This window comes from Streptomyces sp. NBC_01224, from assembly GCF_036002945.1.
Classification (GTDB): domain Bacteria; phylum Actinomycetota; class Actinomycetes; order Streptomycetales; family Streptomycetaceae; genus Streptomyces.
In genome coordinates, this window is record NZ_CP108529.1 from 9,613,860 (window position 1) to 9,627,840 (window position 13,981).

14 protein-coding genes and 1 riboswitch are annotated in these 13,981 nt (G+C 69.4%); of the genes, 4 read left to right on the plus strand and 10 right to left on the minus strand.

Annotation, left to right across the window (positions count from 1 at the left end):
- The first annotated feature begins 364 nt into the window (after nt 1-364).
- Nucleotides 365-844, plus strand: coding sequence for a hypothetical protein (locus tag OG609_RS44130; RefSeq protein ID WP_327277872.1), 480 nt, complete (start codon nt 365-367; stop codon nt 842-844).
- Nucleotides 841-2,412, plus strand: coding sequence for a hypothetical protein (locus OG609_RS44135; protein WP_327277873.1), 1,572 nt, complete (start codon nt 841-843; stop codon nt 2,410-2,412). Before OG609_RS44130 ends, OG609_RS44135 begins: the two co-directional genes overlap by 4 nt.
- On the opposite strand, the gene OG609_RS44140 is transcribed toward OG609_RS44135, so the two are convergent.
- Both OG609_RS44140 and OG609_RS44145 read right to left on the minus strand, forming a co-directional pair.
- On the minus strand, nt 2,313-2,999 hold the full coding sequence (locus OG609_RS44140) for a hypothetical protein (RefSeq protein ID WP_327277874.1): 687 nt from the start codon (nt 2,997-2,999) through the stop codon (nt 2,313-2,315). The two genes, OG609_RS44135 and OG609_RS44140, sit on opposite strands and share 100 nt — an antisense overlap.
- 519 nt (nt 3,000-3,518) lie before the next feature.
- The gene (locus OG609_RS44145) at nt 3,519-4,379 is read right to left on the minus strand and encodes an aminoglycoside phosphotransferase family protein (protein ID WP_327278395.1); all 861 of its coding nucleotides are present in this window, start codon (nt 4,377-4,379) and stop codon (nt 3,519-3,521) included.
- A gap of 811 nt (nt 4,380-5,190) precedes the next feature.
- On the opposite strand from OG609_RS44145, the gene OG609_RS44150 reads away from it, so the two are divergent.
- On the plus strand, nt 5,191-5,337 hold the full coding sequence (locus OG609_RS44150; RefSeq protein ID WP_327278439.1) for a hypothetical protein: 147 nt from the start codon (nt 5,191-5,193) through the stop codon (nt 5,335-5,337).
- A gap of 257 nt (nt 5,338-5,594) precedes the next feature.
- On the opposite strand, the gene OG609_RS44155 is transcribed toward OG609_RS44150, so the two are convergent.
- The 7 genes from OG609_RS44155 to OG609_RS44185 form a co-directional block, all read right to left on the minus strand.
- Nucleotides 5,595-6,353, minus strand: a complete 759-nt coding sequence (locus OG609_RS44155; protein ID WP_327277875.1) for a (2Fe-2S)-binding protein — start codon at nt 6,351-6,353, stop codon at nt 5,595-5,597.
- Nucleotides 6,350-7,138, minus strand: a complete 789-nt coding sequence (locus tag OG609_RS44160; RefSeq protein ID WP_327277876.1) for an ABC transporter ATP-binding protein — start codon at nt 7,136-7,138, stop codon at nt 6,350-6,352. The genes OG609_RS44155 and OG609_RS44160 overlap by 4 nt, the downstream gene beginning before the upstream one ends.
- Nucleotides 7,135-8,190: a FecCD family ABC transporter permease gene (locus OG609_RS44165; protein ID WP_327277877.1), complete on the minus strand. Its 1,056-nt coding sequence runs from the start codon at nt 8,188-8,190 to the stop codon at nt 7,135-7,137. Before OG609_RS44165 ends, OG609_RS44160 begins: the two co-directional genes overlap by 4 nt.
- Nucleotides 8,187-9,173: an ABC transporter substrate-binding protein gene (locus tag OG609_RS44170; protein ID WP_327277878.1), complete on the minus strand. Its 987-nt coding sequence runs from the start codon at nt 9,171-9,173 to the stop codon at nt 8,187-8,189. Before OG609_RS44170 ends, OG609_RS44165 begins: the two co-directional genes overlap by 4 nt.
- A 39-nt stretch (nt 9,174-9,212) precedes the next feature.
- Nucleotides 9,213-9,364: riboswitch (cobalamin riboswitch) on the minus strand.
- A 254-nt stretch (nt 9,365-9,618) separates the two neighbouring features.
- Nucleotides 9,619-10,521 (minus strand): IS3 family transposase, encoded by a 903-nt coding sequence (locus tag OG609_RS44175; protein ID WP_327277901.1) that lies wholly within the window; start codon nt 10,519-10,521, stop codon nt 9,619-9,621.
- A 5-nt stretch (nt 10,522-10,526) separates the two neighbouring features.
- On the minus strand, nt 10,527-10,814 hold the full coding sequence (locus tag OG609_RS44180; RefSeq protein ID WP_327270990.1) for a transposase: 288 nt from the start codon (nt 10,812-10,814) through the stop codon (nt 10,527-10,529).
- Between the two features lie 69 nt (nt 10,815-10,883).
- The gene (locus OG609_RS44185) at nt 10,884-11,276 is read right to left on the minus strand and encodes a hypothetical protein (RefSeq protein WP_327277879.1); all 393 of its coding nucleotides are present in this window, start codon (nt 11,274-11,276) and stop codon (nt 10,884-10,886) included.
- Between the two features lie 247 nt (nt 11,277-11,523).
- Between OG609_RS44185 and OG609_RS44190 the strand changes: the two genes are divergently transcribed.
- Nucleotides 11,524-12,747 carry a replication-relaxation family protein gene (locus OG609_RS44190; protein ID WP_327277880.1) on the plus strand — a complete coding sequence of 408 codons (1,224 nt, stop codon included), beginning with the start codon at nt 11,524-11,526 and terminating at the stop codon, nt 12,745-12,747.
- 323 nt (nt 12,748-13,070) lie between these two features.
- Here OG609_RS44190 and OG609_RS44195 read toward each other — a convergent pair whose 3' ends face one another.
- Nucleotides 13,071-13,757 (minus strand): hypothetical protein, encoded by a 687-nt coding sequence (locus tag OG609_RS44195; RefSeq protein WP_327277881.1) that lies wholly within the window; start codon nt 13,755-13,757, stop codon nt 13,071-13,073.
- Nucleotides 13,758-13,981: the final 224 nt, after the last annotated feature.

Below are 13,981 nucleotides of genomic sequence, written 5' to 3' on the forward strand. Positions count from 1 at the left end.
GCCACGCGTGGGGCGAGCTCTACGGCGGTACGTCGAACGTCCTGCACGGCGGCCCCTCCAGCCAGGCCCGTGCCCGCTACCGGCAGGTTGTGCGCCTGGCCCGCGAGGTGTTCGTTCCGTTGCCCGGGCGTGCCGCGCAGGTGCTGGAGCTGACCGGCCGCCAGAACCCGACGCCCGAGGACGCCAAAACGCTTTCCGGATGGGCGGACCCGCGCGCGGTGAGGTACTTCTTCCTCTCCCGCCCGGCCGCCGCGTGGCTGGGCCTGCTGGATGAGGTCTGGCTGCTGCCCGACACCACCAGCCCGCAGGGACCGCCGCTCCCTATCTCGACCATGTCACCGAGGTCGCCCCCCAGCAGGCGCGGGTGTGGCTGGCCGGGCACGCCGAACAGGTGGCGGAAGCCGGACCGGAGGCCGCTGGCGCGCTGCTGCGCCTGGCCGCCCGCCCCGGCATCGGCCTCAACACACAGGTGCGCACCATGGTGAACGCGCTGACCCGCGAGGGGCGGGAGCCCGGGGCGGCTGACGGCTGGCTGCTGCGGCTGGCCGCCGACTGGGCCCGCGACATTCCGCTGGCGGACCGCGACGAGGACTGGATCCGGACCGTGGAGATGCTGCTGGCCGCTGTCGTGCATGCCGAGCACGACACCGACCAGGAGATCAGGGCCGCCGCCGAGGCAGGGGTCCCCGACGCCGAGCCGACGTCGAGGAGCGCCTGGCACGGCTGTCCGCCTGCCGGCGGCCAGCCTATGAAGCCGCCCTGCTGCTCGTCGCCCTGCTGCGCACCGCCTACCCCGCACCCCACCACCCCGGGGAAGGGCCGGCGCATCTGCTGCTGCCGGTGATCCGGACGGTGCTCGCGGCCCTGCTGCAAGCCGACGTGCAACGCACCGACCCGGCCGTCCGGCACGCCGCCGTCTTCCACCGGGACCTGGACGAGGTCGCGCTGGAGCATTCGGAGGCGTTCTTCGGCCCGCTGCTGGCGCGCGCGGTCCTCGACCTGACGGCCGCCGATGCCTGCGCCGGCGTACCGCTCGCGGAGCGCACCGAAGCTCTGGTCCGTCACGTGGGGAAGGCGGACGGACGGCTGCGCGACCGGCTGCTGGCCGCCCACCTCCAACACCTGTTGCCCGACGCGGCCCTGCCTGGCGCTCTGGACGCCAACGCCTGGTGGGAGCAGGCAACCGGACTGCTTCCCGCGCTGCTGGCCCACCGCCCGACGCCGGAGGGCGCCCGTCTGGCCGACCACCTGCGCAGCACCTGCCTACCCGGGACAACCACGCACCTGCACACGCAGATGGCCGCCGCGTTCGGCGCCCCGCCCGGCCCCGAGGACCTCGCGGGCTACGCCCCCCTCGGCCGCCCGGCCACCACGGGTGTGGATTCGCGTGTGGCACTGGTCCCCTGTGCTGCCCGAACCACTCCTCGCCCTCTGGGAGCCGGTGTTGTCCCTGTTGCGCCGCGCCAAGCCGTCCGGCCCGGCTGCCCCGCGCGCTGCTGGCCCCCTCGTCGAGATCACCAACCAGCCGCCACCCGCCCTCAACGAAACACAGGTGCAGGCCATCGCCGCCGAACATGGCCCCGCCGCGACCGCCGCCGCTCTGGCCGCCGCGCCCGACGCGGGCGACCCGCGCTACCTGATGGTGCTGCGCACCCTGATCGAAACCGACCCGGCTGCCTGGACCACGGCCCTGGCCGACATCACCGCATGCCTCGCCCTGCCCCAACTGCGCGCCTTCTACCTGGTCATCGCGCCGAGCAGACCCAGCGCCGCGACGCCTTCCCCGGTCACGCACTGGCCGAAGCCGTCGCCGAGGCCCTCGCCGCGCACCGCGACGCCACCTTCGCAGCCCCGGTCACGGACGAAGACACGCACACCGACACCGACACCGACACCGATGACGATACCCCTACGGCTCGCCTGGCCGAACAGGCCCTGCTCGACCTGCTGATTGCCGCCTGGCGTGCCGACAGCGACCTCGGCGAGAACCTCCCAACCGCCCTGGACCACCTGTACGACCTGACCGCACCCCTGACCACCCCCTCCGGTGGCACACCCGACGACACCCCGCCCGGCACGCTCCCGGCCGACTTCGTCGGCACCGGCCCGGCCGGCCGCGCTGTGCACTGCCTCCTGGAACACGCCCGGCACCACCACCGCACAACCGGCGCGGGCCTGCCCACCATGCTCCTCAACTCACCGAAGCCACCGGCAACCAGCCCAGGACCGCTGCCGCCCTCGGGCCCTACCTGCCCCTGCTACACGACCTCGCCCCCGACTGACTCCAAGGCCACCGCGCCGTCCTGCTGTCCCTACCGGCCGACAACACCCCCTACGCCGCCTCCGCATGGCTGCGCTGGGGCCCCTCCCACCCACCGCTGCTCGCCGACCTCGACCGCGCCGAACTCCTGAACCGACTGCGCACCTGCGCCCCGCCGGAAGCCGTATCCCACATAGCAGCCGCACTCCTGGGCGACCCGCGCTTCCTCGGCGACCCCGCCACGCTCTTCGCCGAACTCGCCGCCGCAGAAGGAGGAACAGCCGCCGCCTCCCGCCTGCTGGAACTCCTCGCCCATCGCGCCGCCCGCGCCGCCACCGCCCCCGTCACCCAGGCCGCGGTAGAACTGTGGCGTGCCGCCCTGGCCGCCGGTCTCCCTGAAGGCGCCCTGGCCGACGCAGGCACCTTCGCACTCACCGGCGTCGACGACACGACCTGGCTTGACCTCACCCTCGCCTCCGCCCGCCACACCCCCGCCCTGCGCGATACCGATCACATCGCCGAACGAGCAGCGCACCACCCCGACAAGCCCGCAGCCGCACAGATCGCCGCCCTGCTCGTCGCCCGCCCCAGCACCGACCCGTGGCGGGACGCCAACGTCCGTCAGCACGCCCGCAGCCTCCTGGCCGTGATCGGCCAGCGCCCGCCCGGCCCGGAACTCGACCATCCCGCACAGGAATTGCGCGCTGCCCTGATCACCGCAGGGGAGGTCGATGCCCACCAGCTGTAGGCGCCTAGGGCGTATTGTGAAAGTGCTGGTCACAGCGACTCGTTGATGGCAGCTGCGGGTGCCTGTGCGTGGGGCGTGGCGGTGGGCGGTCGGCCACTTTGCCCGTGCTGGCCTGCTGGTCCCGCTCGGCGGGGACACGGAGTTTCCCGACGCCACCCGGACCAGGTGGCCGCGTTGGCGCGCCGCCGGAACCTGCCAGCCCTGCTCGACCGGCACCCGACACACGCCTTTGAGCCGCCGCACCATGAGTACACCCCTACCACCGTCCTGGCAGCCCTGTGGGCACGGCGCGGACCCAGCCAGCGACCCGGTCGGCTGCCGCGGCGTTCACGTCCCCGGCCACACCGCATGCCTGGCCCACCTCACCGACACCGCCCGCACCGCCTACCTGGCCGGCCTTGCCCCGGCGCCATGGTTCAGCGTGGCAGCGAGGCCGGCGCGCGTGGGGTTGCAACGGCGACAGTCTCGTCGCTTGGTTCCTTGCCGCTTTCATGTGACCTTCGGCGATTTCTACAGACCATCCAGTCGCCTGGTCACTGTGTCGAGTGTCGGCCAAGGAGGACCCTCGCGCAGCAAGCGCAGGAATTCCTCTCCGAATCGCCTCCCATTCGGAAACTGGTCGCCAAGCTCCCAACGCCACGCGGCGACCATCGCGATAACGAGCTGCCGACACTCGTCCAGCAGCCCTTGGTCAACGCTTGGGTAGTGCTCGCAGACCGCCTCGGGAACATGGGCGAGATCGAACTCGACGGGTCCACGGCAGCACGTCTCAAGGTCGATGAACAACGGGCCGTTCTTCGTGCTGAGCACATTGCCTGGATGCGGCTCGCCGTGGAGCAGCTGCTCCACGGCGCCGCGGTCGTCGATCGCTCGCCGCAGGCTTGCTAGCCTGCCGCTGAGGAACACGCGGTCCGCGTCGGTGAGCTCCGGCGAGCGATTCGGGTCGGCGACAACTTCTTCCGCCTCCGTGTTCCGGTCCGTGAACCTCGGGCTCGGCACATCGACCTCGCGCATGCCGGCGTGCAGCTGCTCCAGCGCCTTGGCGTAGTCGACTGGTGAGGTGTGAGGTGTCACGGGCTCGTAGTAGGTCCACAGCGTCACTGCGAAGCCATCGCGCGTGTACACACGCGGGTCCGCCCGAGGCTCCAAGGGACACACCGGGCATCCGACCTCGGTGAGGCGCTGAGCGAGATCGACTTCGAACTGTGCAACCTCTTGTCCCACAGGGGCGACCCGGGCAAAGACGTCGCATGGCGTCAGCCGCAGTGCCAGCTTGTTCGAGTTGTGGAGAACGATTGCATCGTTGGCTGGCAGGTCGAGCGATGCGGCGACCGAAGTCGCAGCCGCGATCGCACGCGTGACGTCGGTCATATCCACCCTCGAATCTTGGCATAGATGAGCGAGGGCGATGCCAACCCGCGTGGCCAGGTGCCAACTATCGTGGCTCGGCACAACTACCTAGTCGAAAGGTCCCAGCGGATCCGCAGGTTGCCTAACAGGTTGCGTAACGGGTTGCTTGACTGGTTGCTTAGCGGGTTGCGTAACGGGTTGCCAACGGTGGATCTGCTGGAGCGCCTTTCTGCAGGTCAGGGGGGTGGGTCAGTGTGACGCAGCCGCCGACACCTCTTCCCTCAAAGGGGAAGAGTGCCTTTCCCCTTTCCCCCGGCCGGGGCGCCGGCTCACCCCGCGGCGGTGCCCGCTCCCGGGTCGCTTCCGCCGGGGTTGTCTCCGCCGGCGTCGTCTCCGGCACCAGGAGGCCAACTTCAGCGAACTCTGGGGTGGACAGGAGGACACCCATTCCGGACCATGCGGGCGCGCTCTCCTCCTGTCCACGCGCCACAACGGATCCGTTGGGCAGATAGTCGACGCCGGTCAAGGCCACCGGGGCGCCCCACGATTCCGGATACAACGGACCGGCGTCCGAAGACGCTCCCCGCACGGGCTGGCACCGAACCGGAGTTCGGACGATGTCGCCCGGACCGACAGCGTCCCACGTGGTGAAGCGCCATCCCGGGGGCGCCTCGGTGCGCCGCCGCATATTGCGCGCCACGTCGGCTTCAGCAGCAGCCCGCATGTCAATCAGCGCTACGAGTCGGGCCGCTGCTGACGCGCGGCTGGTGTGACTGGTCGCATGCCTCTCGGAAAGGCCGATGGCATACCACGTGCATCGCATTTGGTAGACGTGCCCGACCAGCGCGCCATCGTTGTTGCCGACCTCGACGCCCGCCGCGACTGGCTGGAGCTCTTCCCGTTCCTCGCCACCCGCCGCCCCGACCCTACGCCTTTCGTGTTCGTGATGCGCCGCGATGGCACCTCTACGAACCTCTGAGGGGCATCCACGTCACCCGGCCGTCGTGTACAGCTCCTGTGAGGTCAGTGCGGCGTACTCGTTCACCAGAAGGGGAGCCGCGCCGGGGTCAGGACGACGCCGACGGGCTCCCGATGGGAGGGGAACTGCCTGGTCTCCCTGGGCTCACGGGCTCGCCGTTTGACTCTCCAGCTCATGGGATGTCTGTCAAGTCCTTGTGTTCAGTCTCAGCGAGTGCTTCGTAGCCCTGAGAGGCAGGTGTTACAGCCGGCGCATTTTTACTTCGGCCTCGTGTAAGCCCGTAGCCGTTCCTCGCGGCTTGTCAGACAACAGCTCGCACAGCGGACCGCCTCCGCGCTCGTGTAGTACAGACAGCAGGTGTTGCGCAGATAGACCAGCCGTTCCGGGCCGTCCGGCACCCGTCGGACCCGTACTACCTCGCCCAGCGTTTCGAGTCCGCCGGATGCGGTGTCCACGAAATGCCGCCAGCGGGCGGCCAGCAGATCCACCTGGGTGCCGTACGCGCACAGCGCCGTGGCGCAGCCATGGGCAATCCCTCCGCTCAACTGTCTGGCCCCGGCGCGGGTACGACGGTGCAGCGCATCGGCGATGGGCAGCAGATGCCCGTCGAGCACGGTGCGGTGCAGCAGCCGTACGGCGTCCTCCCCGGCCCGGGGCAGCAGCCGGGCCCTGCGCACCCGGACTCCGCCGATCCCGTGCGTGGCCGGGCGCACCAGGACATTGCCGGACCGCATGTCCGGGACCTCGTCGTACAGCGCCCAATGGAGCACGGCGGCGGCAGTGACCCAGCCCGCGTACACCGCCATCAGGGTCAGCGCGGTCGCATGACCGGTGCGGTGGCCGCTGCCGGTGCGCTCGCTCTCCAGCAGACTGGACAACTCCACGCCCGCCGGATCGGCCAGCCGGTCGGCTGCCAGCCACAGCCCTGCTTCGCTCGCAGGCGGTTCGCCTTCGGTGACCTGCCAGCGTGGTCCGTGCGGCAAGGGTGTCCAGACGGGGGAAGTCTTGCCGCTCATGACAGCGGGAGGTAGACGACATTGGGGGAGCCGGTGACCGGGTGGACGCCGACCCGGGATCGTATCCCGTAGACCTCGGCCAGCAGTTCTTCCGTCAGTACCGCGTGCGGGGAGCCGGATGCCACCAGTCGTCCGGCGCTGAGGACGAACAGCCGGTCGCAGTAGGAAGCGGCCAGGTTGAGGTCGTGCAGCACCAGAAGATTGGTGGTGCCCAGCGTTCTCACCAGGCCGAGGATCTCCAGCTGGTAGCGGATGTCCAGATGGTTCGTGGGTTCGTCGAGCGCCATCAGCCCCGGTTCCTGGACCAGGGCGCGGGCGATCAGGGCCCGTTGCCGTTCCCCGCCGGACAGCTCTTCGAACCGTCGGTCGGCCAGGGGCGCCGCGCCGACGCGCCGCAGCGACTCGTCGATGTGGCGGGCGTCGTCGGCGTCGTCCTGCTCCCAGAACCGTTTGTGTGGGCTTCGGCCCATCGCCACGACCTGGCGTACGGTCAGGCCGAAGGTGCCGGGGCTGTCCTGCGGTACGACGGCCACGCGGCGGGCCCGTTCCTTCACACCGAGGGCCGCGGCGTCCGCTCCGTCCAGCAGGATTCGACCCGCTGCGGGGCGCAGGGCACCGTAGACGCAGCGCAGGAAGGTGGTCTTGCCGCTGCCGTTCGGCCCGACCAGGCCGACCGTCTCGCCGGGGGCGGCGTCCAGCGTGACCGCGTCGAGTAGGGTACGGCCGGCCACCTCGTAGCTGATTCCATCGGCGGCGAGCGCCGTCGGGGACGGTGCCGGGCTCATCCGGTGATCCCTTCGGTACGGCTGGAGCGGCGCAGCAGCCAGAGGAAGAACGGGCCGCCCACCAGGGCAGTGATCACCCCGGCGGGAATCTCTTCGGGGGCTGCCACGGTCCGCGCCAGCAGATCGGCCAGCAGCAGGAAGGCGGCCCCGCCGAGCGCGGCCACGGGCAGCAGTCTGCGGTGGGACGCGCCGACGATCATTCGGGCGGCGTGCGGAATCATCAGGCCGACGAAGCCGATCGCCCCGCTGTAGGCGACCAGCACGCCGATGATCAGTGACACCAGCACGAAGACCCCGCCCCGGAAGCGCCCGGGGTCCAGGCCGAGGCTGCGGGCCCCATCCTCCCCGGTCAGCAGCAGATCCAGCGGACGGGCCAGGCTGATCAGGAGTACGGCCCCGAAGCCCAATACCGAGGCAGGCAGCGCCAGTTGGTCCCAACGGGCGCCACCCAGGCCGCCCAGCGTCCAGAACAGAATCGCCCGCACATGCTCGGCCCGCGAGGACAGCACCAGGATCAGGCTGGTGAACGCGGACAGCACGTACTGGATCGCCACCCCGGCCAGAATCAGCCGGCCCGTAGTCATGGTGCCGCCGCGCCGGGCCATCGCGTAGACGGCGACCAGCGCAGCCATGGACCCGGCGAACGCGGCAATGGGCAGGGCCACGTCGGTGGCCGCCCCGGCGCCGACCCCCAGCACGACGACCACGGCAGCGCCCGCTGATGCCCCGGACGAGGCGCCCAGCAGAAACGGATCGGCCAACGGGTTGCGCACCAGCGCCTGGAGCACCGTTCCCGACAGGGCCAGCCCGGCGCCGACGACGGCCCCGAGCAGCACCCTGGGCAGTCGTACCTCCCACACGATCGTCGGGTACGCACCAGTGCGTTCACCACCCAGGACCGTACTCAGTACCTCGCCCGGCGGAATCCGTACGGGGCCGAGCGCCAGACCGGCCACCGCCGCCGCGAGCAGCAGCACCGTGAGAACGCCGATCACGACGGGGGTCGAGCGGAGGACGGACTTCGGACCGGGGCGGGCGGACTCCGCGCTCACGGAGTGCCGGGGTGCAGCTGCCCGGCCAGGTCCTGCACGGCGTCGGCGACCCGGACACCGAGCACGGCCGAGGACAGCGGGAGTACCGCGAACTTCTTGTTCTTGACCGCCGGCACGTCCGCGAGCGCCGGATCGTTCAGCAGCCGCTTTTTCTTGGCCGCCACCGTGGTGCCTCCGTAGTCGTAGATCACGACCACCTCGGGCTTGCGCTTGATGACCTGCTCCCAGGAGACGTCGCCGAAGGTGGCGTCGAGATCCGCGAAGACGTTCCTGCCCCCGGCGAGCCGGACGATCTCGTTGCCGATGCCCTTACCGCCAGCGGTGAACGCAGAGCTGTCGCCGGAGTCGTACACGAACACCGAGGGACGCGAGGAGCCCTTGAGATCTGCCTCGACCGCCGCGATCTTCTGTCGCTCCTCGGCAAGCAGCTTCTTGCCGCGCTCCGGTACGCCGAAGATCCTGGCGACTTGGGTGATCTCGGTGGCGAGCTGATCGATACCGACCTTGCCCTTGGTGCAGTTCTCGATGTTCAGCCGGGTGTTGATGCCGTCCTTCTGGAGCCCCGCCCGGTCCTGGCCCTTGGTCATGTCGAAAGCGCTGTTGTACCCGCCGTAGACGAAGTCGGGGTTGGCGCCGAGCAGCACTTCCTTGGAGGGGTACTCCTTCGCGAGCACCTTGGTCCTGGCATATGCGGACCGGTACTTCGGCAGGATTCTGTCGTCCAGGTAGGCCGTCCCGGCCAGCCGGTCCTGAAGCCCGAGGGCCAGCATGATCTCGGTGACGTGCTGGTTCATGGTGACGACCCGCTTCGGCGGGGCGTCGAAGGTCGCCTTCGTACCGCAGTTGGTGACCGTGTAGGGAAAACCGTCGACGGCCGGTGCGGCCTCTGCCTTGCCCACACCGCCCGTTCCGGAGCCGCAGCCGGTGAGCGGCAGCAGAAGCAGGGGTATGAGCGCGAGTGGTACACGGCGTATCGGGGGCATGGCCGAGCCTTTCCGGGGGATGTCCTCGTCCCCTGGGTCGTACGAGAAGGCGGCGCGGCCAGTATCTGGCTTCCGGGCTGCTGCAGCCCGGTCACAGTGGCGGGACCGTACCGGATTCACACCGGTTTCCTGACGCGCGTCGCCTGAGTTTTCGGAGGCCATTCTGTCAGACCGCGTATTCCGGCAGGGTGGCTTTGCACACGACGCGCGCAGCAGTTGTTCACAGCTACGGGAGACACTCGCAGAGCGGCGAGGTCGATGTGAGCTGCCCTGAGGGCCCGGCTTCGTGTCCGGTCAGTCGGTCGGGGGCGGGCCGTGTGCAAGGACCAGTCGCCGGTGTATTCGTCCAAGTTGATCCGCAGGGGCTCCAAGGTGTCGGTGTCGTGGACATCGGCCCGGATGATGCGGCCGGTGAAGTTCCCCCCTGGTCTTGGACAGCGGTTGCTTACGCTGCGGGGGTGAAGTCGTGCTGCAGCCTGGCTCGGGTTTCGAGTGGGGTGAGGTACCCGAACTCGGGGTGCTTGCGGAGCCTGGTGCGGTTGTACTCGACCTCGATGAAGCGGAAGATGTCAGCGCGGGCCGCCTCGCGGCTCTCCCAGACGGCGGTGCCGATCTCCGCTTTCAGCAGTCCGAAGAAGCTCTCGGCTGCGGCGTTATCGTAGCATATGCCGGTTCTTCCCATGCTCTGCCTCAGGTTCAACTCCTGTAGTTCGCGGCGGAATTCGCCACTCGTGTACTCGCTTCCGCGATCGGTGTGCATGATGCAGCCACCCTGAAGGTCACCGCGGCCGGCGGCCATCCGCAGCGCGTCGGTGACCAGCTCGGCACGATGGTGTTCGGCCATCGCGTAACCGATCACCTCGCGCGTCGCCAGGTCGATGACGGTCGCGAGATACCACCAGCCGTCGATCGTCGGCAGATAGGTGATGTCACCGACGAGCTTCATGCCGGGCCGGTTAGCGGTGAAGTCGCGGCCGACCAGGTCCGGAGCCGGTGCGGCCTTGGTGTCCTGTTGCGTCAGGTGGCGGCGTCTGCGGCGGGTGATGCCGCGGATGTCGCGCTCGCGCATGATCCGCTCGACCTTCTTCCGGTTGATCGCATGTCCCTTGCGCCGCAGCGCGGCGTGCACGCGCGGGGCGCCGTAGGCACCCCGCGAGGAGGCGTGGATCTCACGGATCTCCTCGCTCAACTCGTCCTCGGCGCACTGTCGTTCGGCCGCTGTCGGCCGGGCCGCCAGCCAGGAGTAGAAGGTGGAGCGGTTGATCCCCGTGACACGGCACAGCAAAGCCACGCTGTAGCCGCCAGGGTTGGCCTCGGCGGCCTTCTCCGCGTCGATGAAACGGCACAGCGTGCCTACTTCATCGTCTCCTTCGCGAAGAAGGCCGCTGCTTTTTTCAAGATCTCGATCGTCTGCTGCTGTTCCCGGTTCTCCCTGCGCAGCCGCTGGAGCTCATCCTTCTCCGCCGTGGTCAGCGCGCCGGGCGCCCCCTCGCCGCAGTCGACCTTCGCCTGCTTCACCCAGCCGCGAAGCCCCTCCGCACTCACACCGAGTTCCCGGGCGACCTCGGTGACGTTCCGCCCTGACGACCGGACCAGTGCCACCGCGTCCCGCTTGAACTCCGACGTGTACCGCTTGCTCATGTTGCTCTTGCCACTCAACCTGGACTGCTTCCTCCGGGACTGATCCGTCCCAGTATCAGGCTGTCCACTTCAGAGGGGGAACTTCACGGTGCCCAGGCGCAGTGAGCCCCGAAGCTGCCGGCCTATTCGGTTGGGCACCTCCAACCCAATGAGCGGCAGCGGCACCATGGAGCCGGCCTTGAGGACCAACGGCAGCTCGATGCGCTCAGCCTCGTTGCCGACCTGCACCGGCGCCGCGAAGTGCACCGACGGGTTGAACAGCATCTGGGTACGCCGTGCCCTCTTCCAGCCCACGCGCTGAATGGCCCGCAGCCGCCACAGCGCCCGCTTCAGGCGATGGCCGGGGATGTCACGCCAGACCGAGTAGCCGACGATCGTCACGTCCAGGCGGCCGACGTTCGAGGCATCGGTGCGCACCCACCACCGGCCGGGCAAGCCGACCCGGCCTCCTGCGGTACGCACTTGGGACGCCACCGTGGAACCCACTTTGGTGCCCGGCACCGAGCAGGACGGAAAAACCGCAGGTCACCACACAGAAGCGGCCGCGCGCCGCGTTGTCACTACCCTCTTCTCTCCTCCTGAACTTCTGTGTGATGTCCGTGGAGGAGGAGATCATCGGGTCTGGGGGCCGGATGCCCTCTGCGGCCGGGCGCGGCCGGCGCCCGGCAGGTGGCCGCGCGGGACAGAAGACGGGAAGGGAGCGGAGCTGATGGCGGGGAAGCGGGAGGAGAACCCGGCGGGGTCATCGAACAACCTGCGCGGCGACGTGCTGCGTGTGCTCGGAGTGCTGAAGGTCGCGACGGTCGAACAGATCCAGCAGATCTCAGCCCCGCACCTGAGCTACCGGCACACCGACAAGGACGAGCCCTCGAAGCGGAAGCAGGCCCGCACCGCCTCGCACCTCGGGGTGCTCTCCGATCTGCGCAAGCACGGCCTGGCGGAGAACGGCGGGCAGATCTCGGGTGGCGACACGCTGCGCAACCTGACGCCCATGGGCCTGAAGGCCGCCTCCTACGAGCTGGGACGGCCGGTGGGGGAGATGGGCAACCCGGCCCGTGGCGCGGGCCGCACCGGTGCCTTCCACCCGATGGTGGTCAACGACGCCGTGCTCGCCCTGCTGCGCCCGAAGCCGGACCTGGCCCAACTCGTTGACGAGCCGGCCGAAGTCCTCGCCGCCGCGCAGGCCGCAGTCGACGCGCCGGACGGGCTGGGCACCATCGCCTCCTACGCGACCGAGGTGGCGCTGCCCGCGACGGGCACCTGGTCCAATCCCGGCAGGGGCGGCGCCCAGGCGGACATCGTCATCACCTCGCCCGAGGACGGGGTGCCGCTGTTGTTCGTGGAGATCGACAACTGCTACGAGTCCGCGCAGGTACTCGCCGGGAAGATCGACAAGTACGTGCGGTTTGGCCAGCGGAAGGTGAAGGACGCCGACGGCAAGGAGCGGCCGATGTGGCGCACCCGCTGGTGGGTGCCCGACGGCCGACACGGCGATCAGCCGCACCCTCCGCTGCTGCTCGTCTTCAACCGCGTCGGCCCGCGCAACCCCAACACCGTCATCGCACAGCTGGCCGAGCTGACCCAGCGGCACTGGCAGGGAACCGCATACGACGACGGCTTCCACATGTACGACGGCAAGCTCCCCATCGTGGTCACCGGCATGAAGCAGCTCCAAGAGCACGGCCCGGCCGGGGCGGTCTCCGACGCTTCGGCCGCCCGCACAACCAGGCGCTCCTGGAAGCGATCGGCAACCCTCGCCGGGAAGCGTACGACGTCCGCCGACAGGCCGAGTACGCAGCCCGCGAGCGGGAGTACAAGGAGCAGCTACGCCGCGCCGCCGCGCAGCAGAAGGCCGAGCGGGAGGCCCGCCGTCCCGTGTGCGCTAGCTGCGGAACCCGGTTCACCGACGAACGGTGGGAGGCGGCGCAGGTGACGGACTGGGGCACCCCGAAGGACTCCCACCCACACCTGCGCGACGCCTGCAAGCAGAGGGTCGTCGCCGCCGGTGGAGGCCAAGCCGCTGGCAAGCAGGAGCACTAGGAGCAGGAGCGTGGCGGGGCAGAGCAGCAGAACTTCCAACGTGAGGCCCGCCGTCCTGTCTGCACTGGCTTCGTTGGTCTCTAGGAGCAGCGTTTGTCGACGGATCGCGGAGGCAGTCGTCGATCGACCGGCTTGTGAATGTCGAGGAGAAGTGATGGCACTGCGGTGGCTGTGAGGCGCGACAGCCAACTGCCATCAATACCCGTGTGTTATCCGCTATGACGGATCGAGGTCCGCTGTGCTGGTGGGGAGGCGCATAGGTTGGTGTTGGTCAGGCGTCGGCGGCAGCGGCGGCAGCTCGGCGTGCGTGACCGTGTACCCGCCCCTGGTCACCGGGGCGTACGGAGCGGGGGCCATGCAGGTGCCGACCGGGGCCTCCTCGGGGTAGGCGTCTCCGTCCGGCAGCAGGTTCACGCCGTTCCAGGAGAAGCCCACGCGGTCGGCGGAGCGACCCTTGTCCCTGCCCCCGTCGTAGACGCTCAATCCGATCCGGTGCCCGACGATGGGCGGTCCGCCAGGGCTCACCTCGGTGATGACCGCTGTCAACGTCGCGGTTCGTGGTCCGGTGACCAAGCAGTCCACACTCCCCTTTGACGTGTACGTGATGTTCCGCTCGGCCGAGTAGTGGGAGATGGTGATCGTCCCCTGAGCGTCGGTGGGCAGACCCGTGGGGATCGTGGGCAGCGGGCGGCTGTACGGGGCGCCGTGAGCGTCGAAGGTGAACGAGCGGGTGTCGTTGTCCTTGTAGTAGGGCAGCACGAACTCGGCGCTTCCGACGACGCTCGCGCTGACCTGCTTCTCCTCCCGGTGTCCGGTGGCAGCGACGGCGGCGCTGGACAGGGTGAGACCTGTGGCGAGTACGGTCAGGCCCGCCACGGTCCTGCGCAGTAAAAGAGATGTCATGGTGATCTCCTGCTCTCCTGAGGAGTCGGTGTTCGACGGGATCCATCCTGTGCGTTCGCGCTGTCCCGGCCATCGGCTTCCAGGCTGGACATTCCGGCGTTCGCTCACGCCTTGCGACGTAGGTGCCGTCAACCTCAGGTCGCATGTCGGACGTCTGGGGCCCCGTCCCAGAGCGGCTGGTCGTCGATGTAGGTAGCGGCAGCTGTCAGCCGGCATTCGTCGGC